This window comes from Streptomyces sp. NPDC059371, from assembly GCF_042751995.1.
Lineage (GTDB): Bacteria > Actinomycetota > Actinomycetes > Streptomycetales > Streptomycetaceae > Streptomyces.
The window spans coordinates 1-11,896 of record NZ_JBHYXD010000158.1; the positions used below are offsets into that span (position 1 = coordinate 1).

The 11,896-nt window shown below is 71.4% G+C and carries 11 protein-coding genes and 1 pseudogene; 5 read left to right on the plus strand and 7 right to left on the minus strand.

Going from position 1 to position 11,896, the window contains the following annotated elements; translation table 11 throughout:
* Positions 1-106: 106 nt before the first annotated feature.
* From ACFXGX_RS41620 to ACFXGX_RS41645, 6 genes are all read right to left on the minus strand, one after another.
* Positions 107-1,321, minus strand: coding sequence for an acyl-CoA dehydrogenase family protein (locus ACFXGX_RS41620; protein ID WP_355764380.1), 1,215 nt, complete (start codon positions 1,319-1,321; stop codon positions 107-109).
* Between the two features lie 6 nt (positions 1,322-1,327).
* Positions 1,328-2,350: a phosphotransferase family protein gene (locus ACFXGX_RS41625; protein ID WP_384803182.1), complete on the minus strand. Its 1,023-nt coding sequence runs from the start codon at positions 2,348-2,350 to the stop codon at positions 1,328-1,330.
* 204 nt (positions 2,351-2,554) lie between these two features.
* Positions 2,555-2,884 carry a DUF202 domain-containing protein gene (locus ACFXGX_RS41630; protein WP_384803185.1) on the minus strand — a complete coding sequence of 110 codons (330 nt, stop codon included), beginning with the start codon at positions 2,882-2,884 and terminating at the stop codon, positions 2,555-2,557.
* Positions 2,881-3,273 (minus strand): YidH family protein, encoded by a 393-nt coding sequence (locus tag ACFXGX_RS41635; RefSeq protein ID WP_384803188.1) that lies wholly within the window; start codon positions 3,271-3,273, stop codon positions 2,881-2,883. The genes ACFXGX_RS41630 and ACFXGX_RS41635 overlap by 4 nt, the downstream gene beginning before the upstream one ends.
* A gap of 71 nt (positions 3,274-3,344) precedes the next feature.
* Complete coding sequence (locus ACFXGX_RS41640) at positions 3,345-3,860, minus strand: NUDIX domain-containing protein (protein WP_384803190.1); 516 nt, start codon at positions 3,858-3,860, stop codon at positions 3,345-3,347.
* A 159-nt stretch (positions 3,861-4,019) separates the two neighbouring features.
* Complete coding sequence (locus tag ACFXGX_RS41645) at positions 4,020-4,913, minus strand: DMT family transporter (RefSeq protein WP_384803194.1); 894 nt, start codon at positions 4,911-4,913, stop codon at positions 4,020-4,022.
* A 299-nt stretch (positions 4,914-5,212) separates the two neighbouring features.
* Between ACFXGX_RS41645 and ACFXGX_RS41650 the strand changes: the two genes are divergently transcribed.
* The 5 genes from ACFXGX_RS41650 (at position 5,213) to ACFXGX_RS41670 (ending at position 11,332) form a co-directional block, all read left to right on the plus strand.
* Entirely contained in the window at positions 5,213-6,868 is a 1,656-nt protein-coding gene (locus ACFXGX_RS41650; protein WP_384803197.1) for an FAD-binding dehydrogenase, read from the plus strand.
* A 358-nt stretch (positions 6,869-7,226) separates the two neighbouring features.
* Positions 7,227-8,177 (plus strand): hypothetical protein, encoded by a 951-nt coding sequence (locus ACFXGX_RS41655; RefSeq protein ID WP_384803200.1) that lies wholly within the window; start codon positions 7,227-7,229, stop codon positions 8,175-8,177.
* Positions 8,178-8,217: 40 nt separating this feature from the next.
* Complete coding sequence (locus tag ACFXGX_RS41660) at positions 8,218-9,783, plus strand: APC family permease (RefSeq protein WP_384803203.1); 1,566 nt, start codon at positions 8,218-8,220, stop codon at positions 9,781-9,783.
* A 123-nt stretch (positions 9,784-9,906) separates the two neighbouring features.
* The gene (locus tag ACFXGX_RS41665; protein ID WP_384803206.1) at positions 9,907-10,713 is read left to right on the plus strand and encodes a molybdopterin-dependent oxidoreductase; all 807 of its coding nucleotides are present in this window, start codon (positions 9,907-9,909) and stop codon (positions 10,711-10,713) included.
* A complete protein-coding gene (locus tag ACFXGX_RS41670) occupies positions 10,697-11,332 on the plus strand; it encodes a cytochrome b/b6 domain-containing protein (protein ID WP_384803209.1) in 636 nt (211 codons plus the stop codon). The genes ACFXGX_RS41665 and ACFXGX_RS41670 overlap by 17 nt, the downstream gene beginning before the upstream one ends.
* 99 nt (positions 11,333-11,431) lie before the next feature.
* Here the strand turns inward: ACFXGX_RS41670 and ACFXGX_RS41675 are convergent.
* Positions 11,432-11,896: pseudogene (locus ACFXGX_RS41675) on the minus strand (gluconate transporter); the annotation flags it as partial.

Here is an 11,896-nt window from a genome sequence, read left to right on the forward strand (position 1 = left end):
CTGCGCCCCTGGGGTTTTTTTGGGGGGGGGGGGGGGGGGCGCCCCCCCCCGGTATGGGTCGGGTAGGGGCGGAGGGGGCGAAGAACTCCCCCCGCACCGCACCGCGTCAGACGTGCTTCTTGATCTCCCGGTGGGCCAGCGAGCGCTGGTGGACCTCGTCGGGACCGTCCGCGAGCTTCAGGGTCCGCGCGGCGGCCCACAGCTCCGCCAGCGGGAAATCCTGGCTGACACCACCCGCACCGTGCAGCTGGACCGCCTTGTCGAGGATGTCCACCACCGCACGCGGAGTGGCGATCTTGATGGCCTGGATCTCGGTGTGGGCACCCTTGTTGCCGACCGTGTCCATCATCCACGCGGTCTTCAGCACCAGCAGACGAAGCTGCTCGACGGCCACCCGCGCGTCGGCGATCCAGTTCTGCACGACCCCCTGCTGCGCCAGCGGCTTGCCGAACGCCGTACGGGACACCGCCCGGCGGCACATCAGCTCGATGGCCCGCTCGGCCATGCCGATCAGCCGCATGCAGTGGTGGATCCGGCCCGGACCGAGCCGCGCCTGCGCGATGGCGAAACCGCCGCCCTCCTCGCCGATCAGGTTGCTCGCCGGGACCCGGACGTGGTCGAAGACGACCTCCGCGTGCCCGCCGTGCGAGTGGTCCTCGTAGCCGTACACCTGCATCGCGCGCCGGACGACGAGACCCGGGGTGTCGCGCGGGACCAGGATCATCGACTGCTGACGACGGATGTCGGCGCCGTCCGGATCCGTCTTGCCCATCACGATGAAGATCTTGCAGTCGGGGTTCATCGCCCCGGAGATGTACCACTTGCGGCCGGTGATGACGTATTCGTCGCCGTCCCGCTCGATCAGCGTGGTGATGTTCGTGGCGTCGGAGGACGCGACCTCCGGCTCGGTCATCGCGAACGCGGAACGGATCTCCCCGGCGAGCAGCGGCTCCAGCCACTGCTTGCGCTGCGCCTCGTCACCGAACTGGGAGAGCACCTCCATGTTGCCGGTGTCGGGAGCGGCACAGTTCAGCGCGGTGGGCGCCAGGTGCGGGCTGCGGCCGGTGATCTCGGCGAGCGGCGCGTACTGGAGGTTGGTCAGCCCGGCGCCGTACTCCGAGTCCGGCAGGAAGAGGTTCCACAGACCCTGCCTGCGGGCCTCGGCCTTCAGCTCGCCGACCACGGCGGGCGTGTCCCACGGCGAGGCCAGCAGGGCGCGCTGCTCCTCCGCGACCGCCTCCGCCGGATAGACGTACTCGTCCATGAAGGCGAGCAGCTTCCCGCGCAGCTCTTCGGTGCGCGCGTCGAATGCGAAGTCCATGACGGATCAGCCTTCCTGAAGGGTGGTCAGGCCGTGCTCGATGAAGACGGGGACCAGCTCGCCGATGCGGTCGAAGCCCGCGCCGACCGTCTGGCCCTTGGTGTAGCGGTAGTGGATACCCTCCAGGATCACGGCGAGCTTGAACCAGGCGAAGGCCGTGTACCAGGAGACCGCGGAGACGTCGCGCCCCGAGCGCGCGGCGTACCGCTCGACGATCTCGGTCGCCTCGGGATGTCCGGCGGCCGAAGCGGTCGTGCTGATGGGGGAGTCGGGCAGCTCCAGGCGCGTGCTGTACATGACGAGCAGACCGAGGTCGGTGAGCGGATCGCCGAGTGTGGACATCTCCCAGTCCAGGATCGCCCTGATCCGGTCGTCGGGCCCGATCAGCACGTTGTCGAGGCGGTAGTCGCCGTGCACGACGGTGGGCGCGGGGGAGGTGGGCAGTTCGCGGCCCAGGGCGGCGTGCAGTTCGTCGATGCCGACGAGTTCGCGGTTGCGGGAGGCGTCCAACTGCTTGCCCCAGCGCCGCAGTTGCCGGTCGAGGAAGCCCTCGGGGCGGCCGAAGTCAGCGAGGCCGACCGCGGCGGGGTCCACCGCGTGCAGCTCGACCAGGGTGTCCACGAGACCGAGTACGGCATCGCGCGTGCGCTGCGGGCCGAGCGGGGCGAGCTGGTCGGCGGTGCGGAAGGGGGTGCCCTCGACGAACTCCATGACGTAGAACGGGGCGCCGAGCACCGACTCGTCCTCGCACAGCAGCACGGGGTCCGGGACCGGCACGGCCGTCGGGTGCAGCGCGCTGATCACCCGGTGCTCGCGCTTCATGTCGTGCGCCGTGGCCAGCACGTGGCCCAGCGGGGGCCGTCGTACGACCCAGCGGGAGGTGCCGTCGGAGACCGCGTAGGTGAGGTTCGACCGTCCGCCCTCGATCAGTCGGCCGGTCAGCGCGCCGTTCACCAGTCCGGGCCGCTCACGGTCGAGCAGGGCTCGCAGCCGGTCGAGATCGAGACCTGGCGGGTGGTCCGGGCTCATCTGTTGCTCCTCAGCACGCGGGTAACGGGACATGACCATGATGCCGACCAGTCGGTATGTCGTCCAGCGGCTGCACCAAACGTGATCGGCGTCTCGCCCCGGGAACACCCCCGTGGGGGAGCCGGCCGGGATGCCGGGGCGGCCCGCGCCGCGGGGGAGTCCGCCGGTGCGCCGGGGCGCCCACGCCCGCGGGAAGCCGGTGCCTCAGAACACCAGGGCCACGGCGAACACGGCCAGCGCCACCGTGCACAGGACCGCCGCCGTCGCGTGCCGGGGCGCGAGCGCGGCCGGACCCGTGCGGTCCGCGGCGGCCAGGGTGCGGATGCGGCGGTGGGCGAGGGCCAGGAACGCCAGCCACGCGAGGCAGCAGAACGCGAACGCCACGATCCCGGCGGCCGAGTCCCGCTCGTGCAGGGCCGCCTTCGCGGCGAGCACGGCGGCGACCGTGCTGGAGAGGGTCGTACGGCGCCACGCCAGCCGTGTGCGCTCCGGCTGGAGGCCCGGATCGCGCTCCTGGCCGGGCGGGGTGGTCATCCCGCCCAGCCGACGAGGACGACGACGACCATCGCGATCGCGACGACCGCGACGACCGCGCTCAGCACCGCGGGGAAGCGCGACACGGGCAGGTCCTCGCCGCGCCGCATCGCCCGCTCGCAGCGCACCCAGTGATTGACGGCACGCAGCGCGCACAGCACGCCCGCCGCCAGCAGCGCCAGGGCGAGACCCGCCCGCCAGGCCCAGCGCAGGTCCGGCAGGAACTGGTCCACCGCGAAGCCGCCGCCGATGAGTGCGAGCGCCGTGCGCAGCCAGGCCAGGAAGGTCCGCTCGTTGGCCAGCGAGAACCGGTAGTCCGGGGTGCTGCCCTCGGACCGGATCTCCTGCGGCGCGAACCACAACCGGACATTGCGCACGAGTTCGATCACGCCCCGGACCCTACCGGGCAGCCTCGCGCGGGGCTCCTCCGGTGCCGCCCCGGCGGCGCTCGCCGGACGGATCAGTCCATCGCCCGGTAGTCCGTGAGCCGTTCGTAGGCGGCCAGTCCGTCCGGCACCCACGTCCACTCGTCCAGGCGGCGCTCCACCTCGCCGTCGGTGAGAAAGTCGTGCCAGGCCACCTCCTCCGCCTGCGGGTCCACCGGAAGCTCGCAGCGGACCTCGTACACGGCCGACCACCAGGTCGCGCCCGCCCCGTCGTCGTACAGGAACTTGAACAGGGGAGTCGGCCGGGGGAGCCCGGAGACGCCGAGTTCCTCCTCGGCCTCGCGGAGCGCCGCTTCGTCGTAGGACTCGCCCGCGCCGACGACCCCGCCCACGAACATGTCGTAGAACGAGGGGAACACCAGCTTGGTGGGCGTGCGCCGGTGGACGAAGACCCGGCCCCGGGCGTCCCGCGCCTCGATGAACACGCACCGGTGGCGCAGCCCGCGCGCGTACGCCTCCCCGCGCGGGGACTGCCCGATGATCTCGTCGTTCTCGTCCACGATGTCGAGGATCTCGTCAGCGGGATTCATGGGTTCCATCCAAGCAGTTCCCGCCTCCGCACCGCCTCCGCACCGCCTTCCCACCGGGTCCGCAGCGGGTGCGTGCACCGCCGTCGGAGTGGTGCGCGGGGCTCGGCGCGGCTGAAGGTGCTCGGTGGGACTGGAGGTGCTCAGTGGGGCTGGAGGTGCTCAGTGGGGCTGGAGGTCCCGCGAGCGCTCCGGTTCCGCCGTGCCCGAGGGCATCGCCGGGTGCATGCCCAGCAGGACGATCCCCGTCACGATGCCGGCGAGCCCCGCGGCCTGCCAGGCGAGGGCGCCCGGGTCGGTGCGGAGCTGGTCCCCGAGGAAGCCCACCCCGCAGGCGATCCCCGCCAGCGGCTGGGCGGCGGTCAGCGCGGGCAGCGACATGCGCAGCGGCGCGGTCTCGAAGGCGCTCTGGACGAGGATCAGCCCGGTCACACCGAGGACGACCACCGCGTACGGCTGCCAGCCGGTGAACAGTTCGGCCATTCCGCCCGCGCTGAACCGCTGGCCGCTCACCCGGGTCAGCGCGTCCTGCAGTCCGTACAGCAGGCCGGCGGCGGTGGCGAGCAGCACGGGTCCGGCGCTCAGCCGGGACCGTTTCGCGCAGGTGGTGAGCAGCAGCGCGAGCCCGACCACGATCCCGATGATCAGCCAGTGCCGCAGCGGGTCGTCGATGGCCTCGCCGCCCTGGGGCTGCCCGGCCACGATGAAGGCCGAGACGCCGCCCGCGAGCAGCAGCAGCCCGGCCCAGCCCTGCCGGCCCAGCGGCTGTTTCGTCTGGTGGCGGGAGAGCGCGAGCGCGAAGAGCAGATTGGTGGCGAGGAGCGGTTCCACCAGGGAGACCTCGCCGTTGCCGAGCGCGATCGCCCCGAGCACCATGCCGCACACCATCAGCCCGATGCCGCCCAGCCAGCGGGGGACCCGGATGAGGTCGAGCAGGATGCGGGGGGAGAGGAAGTCGCTCAGCGGGGCGTGCGACGCGGCGTTCTGCTGGAGCACGAAGCCGAAGCCGAGGCAGCAGGCCGCGCTCACGGCGAGGACCAGAACCAGTACCGACACGCTGGGTACCTCGATGCGTCAGAAGTCGGGGCGGGCCAGTGTTGCGTATCCCGCCGACTGTAGTGCCATGGTCCGCGAGCCCGCCCCCGGGAACAACCGGAACCAGGCGGTTGACTCGGTCACCTTTCTTGCCGAGGATTCGGACCGATCAGTAACAAGTGCTGGTCGGCCGCATGGTCGACCAGCACCAATGTCTCACCAACCAGCGACGCCGCCGATCGGTTCGTGACAAACGTCATCAAGTCGTCCTTGTGACGCCGACCCGATCCGACCCGTCGGAATGCCGAGAGGACGGGCCCATGGCCTACGACGCAGATGTGATCGTCATCGGAGCGGGCCTCGCGGGGCTCGCGGCGACCGCGGAGCTCGTCGACGCCGGCCGCAAGGTGATCCTTCTGGACCAGGAGCCGGAGCAGTCGATCGGCGGCCAGGCGCACTGGTCCTTCGGCGGGCTCTTCTTCGTCGACTCGCCCGAGCAGCGCCGCATGCGGATCAAGGACACGCACGAGCTGGCCCTCCAGGACTGGATGGGCACGGCCGGTTTCGACCGGCCCGAGGACCACTGGCCGCGCCGCTGGGCCGAGGCGTACGTCGACTTCGCGGCCGGTGAGAAGCGGCCCTGGCTGCACGCGCAGGGCGTGCGCTTCTTCCCGGTGGTGGGCTGGGCCGAGCGCGGCGGCTACGACGCCAACGGGCACGGCAACTCGGTGCCCCGCTTCCACATCACCTGGGGGACCGGGCCCGGCCTCGTCGCGCCCTTCGAGCGCCGGGTACGGGAAGGGGTGGCCCGCGGACTGGTCGAGCTGCGCTTCCGGCACCGGGTCACCGGCCTGTCCCGCAGCGCGGGCTCCGTCGACACCGTCACCGGGGAGGTCCTGGAGCCGTCCGGCATCGAGCGCGGCCAGGCCAGCAGCCGTACGGTCACCGGCGCCTTCGAGCTCAAGGCCCAGGCCGTGATCGTCACCTCCGGCGGCATCGGCGGCAACCACGACCTCGTGCGCGCCAACTGGCCCGAACGCCTCGGCACCCCGCCCGAGCGGATGATCTCCGGCGTCCCCGCGCACGTCGACGGCGCCATGCTCGGGATCGCGGAGGAGACCGGCGCCCGCCTCATCAACCGCGACCGCATGTGGCACTACACCGAGGGCATCCAGAACTGGAACCCCATCTGGGAGAAGCACGGCATCCGCATCCTGCCGGGCCCCTCCTCTCTCTGGCTGGACGCCCGGGGCAACCGGCTGCCGGTACCGCTCTTCCCGGGCTTCGACACGCTCGGCACCCTCGAACACATCATGAGGACCGGGTACGACTACACCTGGTTCGTGCTCGACCAGAAGATCATCGGCAAGGAGTTCGCGCTCTCCGGCTCCGAGCAGAACCCGGACCTGACCGGCAAGTCGATCCGGGGCGTCCTCGGCCGGGCCCGCGCGGACGTGCCCGGACCGGTCAAGGCGTTCATGGACAACGGTGTCGACTTCGTCGTCGAGAAGGATCTCGGCGCGCTCGTGCGCGGGATGAACGCGCTGACCGAGAAGCCCCTCATCGACGAGGCGGCGCTGCGCCACGAGATCGTCGCCCGCGACCGGGAGATCGCCAACCCGTTCACCAAGGACCTCCAGGTCATGTCGATCCGCGGGGCCCGCAACTACCTCGGCGACAAGCTGATCCGTACCGCGAGCCCGCACCGCATCCTCGACCCCGCGGCCGGACCGCTGATCGCGGTGCGGCTCAACATCCTGACCCGCAAGACCCTCGGCGGACTGGAGACGGACCTCTCCTCGCGGGTGCTGACCGATGGCGGCGACCCGCTGGAGGGTGTGTACGCGGCCGGTGAGGCCGCCGGTTTCGGCGGCGGCGGAGTCCACGGATACCGGTCGCTGGAAGGCACCTTCCTCGGCGGCTGCCTCTTCTCCGGCCGCACGGCGGGCCGGGCGGCGGCCGAGGCGGTGAGCTGATCGTGCCCGGCGCTCCGGGCCGGAGCTCCGGCCCGGTGGTCCTGCCCGGATCTGATCGTGTCCGGCTCGGATCGATCCCGGACCTGATCACCCTCGCTTCACAAGTCGCTTGCCCCGGGCGGCCGTTGTCATCAGGACAGTGGCGGCCGCCCGCGGCTCGGCGACAGAAGGAACCACCAAGTCGAGTGGACAAGGCGCCTGTTCAGGACTTCGCGGGACGCTGTGCAGGTAACTGGTGTGTACAAGTGGCCAGTTGACACGTGTATTGACCTGGCTCGAGCTTGACTTGAACCCGTGGCTCCGGGTTTGCTGTGCGTGATCACCCTTTGACGAACCGCGCCTGTGAGGTTGAGCAGCGGTGTCACCACCCCCACCTCCGCTGGGCCGCGGCCGCAAGCGGGCGTCCCAGGCCTTCGACGCCGCTCTCGACGACGCCGAACTCGTAACCGCACGTGCCGCGTTGAACCAGGGGCGGTGGACCGAGGTCCGGGCGCTGCTCGCCGCCACCGGCGACGACTGGGACCGCCGAGGGCACCGCGTCACCGTCCTCGCCCAGGAGTCCGCGACACTCGCCTGGGCCCGCGACTGGCAGCTCGCCGAACCGGAATCCGCCGACGCCGCCGTCCTCCTCGGCTGCGCCACCGTGGAACGCGCCCTGCGCGGCAAGGAACGCCCGGACGGCGCCCGCGAGGCCTGCCACCGGGCGGCGGACCTCGCCCCCGACGACCCCACTCCCTGGCTCGGCCTCCTTCTCCTCGAACGCTCGCTCGGGGCCGAGGACGACGTGGTCCGCCTCTTCGACGAGGTGCGCCACCGGCACGCCGTCCATCACCACGCGCACCATCTGATGGTCGCGAGGCTCGCCGAGCGCCGCGCCGAGGCGGGCCAGGACCCGCTGCACGAGGTGTACGACTTCGCCAACTGGTCGGCCGAGCAGGCGCCCGCCGACTCGCCGCTCGCGATCCTCCCGGTCGTCGCGCACGCCGAGCGCTTCCGTGTGCTCGCCGGCGCCGGGAGCGAGCCCGCCGACCCGGTCGCCTCCGGGCACTGGGCCGGGCGCCGGGCCCGCCAGGTGATGAAGGCCGCCTTCGACTGGTGGCTGGAGTGGGAGCACGCCGACCACCCGCGCCGCCTGGTCGACCTCAACTTCCTCGCCCACGCCAAGATCTGCGAGGGCCGGGACGGCGAGGCCGCCGCTCTCTTCCTCCGGATCGCGGACCACCCGACCGCGGCTCCGTGGTCGTACCCGGACCGTGACGGACACCAAGCCTTCCGTGCCGCGCGCGATCGCGTGCTCGGCACGGTGTGAACGCCCCCGAAGACCCGACATCCGAAAGGACGACCCCGCGATGACGACGGGCAGTTCGAGCACACCGAGTACGTCGAGCACGGGAAGACCCGACGCCGAGAGTGCCGGCATCAGCACGTTCAAGGGGCAGGACCGGGCCCTGCGCGCCGGCCGGCTGGGCACGGCGGGCCTCCTGCTCTCCGTTCTCGCGGCCACCGCCCCGCTCATGGTGGTAGCGGGTGTCATGCCCACCACATTCGCGGTGATGGGCATCGTCGGGCAGCCGCTGCTCTTCGTCATCCTCGGCATCGTCCTGGTGCTCTTCAGCATCGGGTACGCCGAGATGAGCCGGCACGTCCACAACGCGGGCGCCTTCTACGCGTACATCTCGCGCGGACTCGGCGGCACCCCGGGCGCGGGCGCCGCCGCGGTCGCCCTCGTCGCCTACAGCGCACTCCAGGTCGGCATCTACGGCCTCTTCGGCTACGAGGTCTCCGGGCTGTTCGCCACCTACCTCGACACCGAAGTCGTCTGGTGGATACCGGCGTTGGCCGCCGTGCTCGTCGTGGGCGCGCTCGCCTGGCTGAAGATCGACGTCAACGCCTGGGTCCTCGGCGTCCTGCTCGTCATCGAGGTGGCCCTCGTCGTCGTCTTCGACGTCGCCGCCGTCGGCGATCCCGCCAAGGCGGGCCTGTCGCTGCACGCCTTCAACCCCGACACCCTCACCGGGGCGGGCGTCGGCACCGCGCTGTGCTTCTGCATCGCCGCCTTCACCGGCTTCGAACAGGCCCCGGTCTACGCCGAGGAGACCAGCCGCCCGCACATCCTCGTGCCGCGCGTCATGTTCTTCGCGATCGGTTTCGTCGCCGTCTTCTTCGCGATCAGCTCCTGGGCGCTCACCGTCGCCACCGGACCCTCCGCGATCGTGGGCACCTCCCAGAAGCAGAGCGCCGGACTGCTGTTCTTCCTCACCGAGTCACGCCTCGGCTCCACGTTCACCGACGTCCTGCACGTCCTCTTCGTGACCGGCATGTTCGCGGCGCTGCTCAGTTTCCACAACGTCGTCGCGCGGTACGCCTTCGCCATGGGCCGCGAGGGGCTGCTGCCCGCCGCCTTCGGCCGTACCTCCGAGGCCAGCGGAGCCCCCGGCACCGGCTCGCTCCTGCACACCGTCGTCTCCCTGGTCGTGGTCGGCGGCTTCGCCCTGTCCGACGACAAGCCGACCGGGGACCCGACCGCACCCGTGCTCCAGCTCTTCACCTGGGGCGGCAACGTCGGCGCGCTCGGCGTCACCCTCCTGATGGCGGCCGCCTCGCTCTCCGTCATCGTGTTCTTCGTCCGCCGCGGCGCGGCCCGCGCCCAGTCCTGGCGTCTGGTCACCTCCGCGATCGCGGGCCTCGCCCTGCTGGTCATCGCGGTCTACACCGTCAAGGACTTCGACGTCCTCGTCGGCTCGGGTCCCGACTCCGTCCTGAACGTGCTGCTGCCCGCCGTCATCGGGGTCGCGCTGATCGCCGGACTCGTCCAGGGGCTGCTCCTGCGCTCCCGCAAGCCCGAGGCGCACGCCCGGATCGGCCTCGGCAACGAGGCGTTCCAGTTGGACAAGGCGGCCGAGTCCGCCTCCTGATGAGGCCCTGCCGTCCTCTCCGGGGCCGATGTACCCGGCTCCCGGGTAAGAAGAGATGACGGAACGCTGACGAGCACCCGCGACCGCTGGCCTTTTGGGGGTCGCGGGTGCTCGAATCAAGGGGTGAACACTGAACGGCCCGGGGAACCCGACGAACACGGGGAACGTGACCGACACCGGGAACCCGGCGAGCACCGGGAACGTGACGAACACGAGGTGTCCGGCGAGCGCGGCAGGCCCATCGGCCGCCGGGTGCTGCTCGGCACGCTCGGACTCGGCGCCCTCGGCGTCCTGACCGCCCCCGCGCTCCAGCGCGCGACGGACGCCTTCCTCGCCGGCGCCTCCCAGAAGGACCCCACCGGCCTGACGGGACTGCTGCCCAACGGCGGCGGCTTCCGCTACTACTCGGTGGCCGCCTCCGTCCCCCACAAGAACGAGACGAACTACCGCCTCACCGTCGACGGCCTGGTCGACCACCCCACCAGCTACACCCTCGCCGACCTGCGGGCCCTGCCCCAGACCCGGCTGGTCCACGACGTCCAGTGCGTCACCGGCTGGCGGGTGCCGAGCACCCCCTTCGAGGGCGTACGCCTGTCGCACCTCCTCGACGCCGCCGGAGTGCGCTCCTCGGCCGGCGCCATCCGGTTCACCTGTTTCGACGGGACGTACACGGAGAGCCTCACCCTGCGCCAGGCCCGGCGCCCGGACGTCCTGGTGGCCCTGCGCATGCAGGACAAGCCCGTCGGCCACAGCCACGGCGGCCCCGTCCGGCTCTACGTGGCCCCGATGTACTTCTACAAGTCCGCCAAGTGGCTCTCCGGCATCACCGTCACGAAGGACGTCCGTCCCGGGTACTGGGAGGACCGGGGATACGACGTCGACGCCTGGGTCGGCCGTTCGAACGGACGCGACGATGAACCCACGAGCTGACGCGTCCCCGGCCGTGGCCGCGCACTCCTCCCCCGTACGCCGCTTCACCCGCGCCGAGCACTGGGTCCATCGCGTCACCGCCCTGCTGATGGGCCTGTGCGTGGCCACCGCGGCCTGCCTCTACATCCCCCAGTTCGCCGAACTCGTCGGCCGCCGCGAACTCGTCGTCCGGGTCCACGAGATCGCCGGGGTGATGCTTCCGCTGCCGGTCCTCGCGGGCCTCGTCTCCCGCGCGTTCCGCCGGGACCTGGGCTTCCTCAACCGCTTCGGCCCGCACGACCGCGTGTGGCTGCGGGCGGCCCTGCGCCGCGACAAGGACCCCGAATCCCGCCCGGCGGGTAAGTTCAACGCCGGACAGAAGATCTACGCCGCCTGGATCGCGGGGGCGACACTCGTGATGCTGGGCACCGGTCTGCTGATGTGGTTCACCCATCTCACCCCGCTGATGTGGCGCACGTCGGCGACCTTCGTCCACGACTGGCTGGCCCTCACCGTCGGCATCGTCCTCGCGGGTCACATCGGTATGGCGCTCGGCGACCCGGAGGCCCGGCGGGGCCTGCGCACGGGATCGGTGAGCCGCGAGTGGGCCGACCGCGAACATCCGCTGTGGCGGCCGTGAGCGGCCGCTGACGACGAGCCCGCCGTGAGCACCCGCCGCCGACGGCGAGAACGGGCCGGCGGAACAGCCGTCCAGCCGTCTACCCGGCGGAACAGCCGGCTAGATGACGAGCGACAGCAGCAGCACCAGTGCTCCGGCCACCACCGAGATGATCGTCTCCATGACGGACCAGGTCTTGACGGTCTGGCCGACGTTCAGGCCGAAGTACTCCTTCACCAGCCAGAAGCCGGCGTCGTTGACATGGCTGAAGAAGAGCGAGCCCGCGCCGATCGCGAGGACGAGCAGCGATGTGTGGGCGGTCGACATGTCGGCCGCGAGCGGCGCGACCAGACCGGCCGCCGAGATGGTGGCGACGGTCGCCGAACCGGTCGCCAGCCGGATCGCCACCGCGATCAGCCAGGCCAGCAGCAGCGCGGGGATCGACCAGTCCTTGGAGATCTCCAGGATCATCTGGCCCACACCGGAGTCGATCAGCGTCTGCTTGAATCCGCCGCCCGCGCCGACGATGAGCAGGATGCCGGCGATGGGCGCGAGGGACTTCTCGGTGGTCGCCGCGATCCGGTC

What these genes read in the sequence shown, in the direction of transcription:
- ACFXGX_RS41620 (WP_355764380.1), bottom strand. Translation starts at nt 1,321, where the DNA reads ATGGACTTCGCATTCGACGCGCGCACCGAAGAGCTGCGCGGGAAGCTG.
- ACFXGX_RS41625 (WP_384803182.1), bottom strand. Translation starts at nt 2,350, where the DNA reads ATGAGCCCGGACCACCCGCCAGGTCTCGATCTCGACCGGCTGCGAGCC.
- ACFXGX_RS41630 (WP_384803185.1), bottom strand. Translation starts at nt 2,884, where the DNA reads ATGACCACCCCGCCCGGCCAGGAGCGCGATCCGGGCCTCCAGCCGGAG.
- ACFXGX_RS41640 (WP_384803190.1), bottom strand. Translation starts at nt 3,860, where the DNA reads ATGAATCCCGCTGACGAGATCCTCGACATCGTGGACGAGAACGACGAG.
- ACFXGX_RS41650 (WP_384803197.1), top strand. Translation starts at nt 5,213, where the DNA reads ATGGCCTACGACGCAGATGTGATCGTCATCGGAGCGGGCCTCGCGGGG.
- ACFXGX_RS41660 (WP_384803203.1), top strand. Translation starts at nt 8,218, where the DNA reads ATGACGACGGGCAGTTCGAGCACACCGAGTACGTCGAGCACGGGAAGA.
- ACFXGX_RS41670 (WP_384803209.1), top strand. Translation starts at nt 10,697, where the DNA reads ATGAACCCACGAGCTGACGCGTCCCCGGCCGTGGCCGCGCACTCCTCC.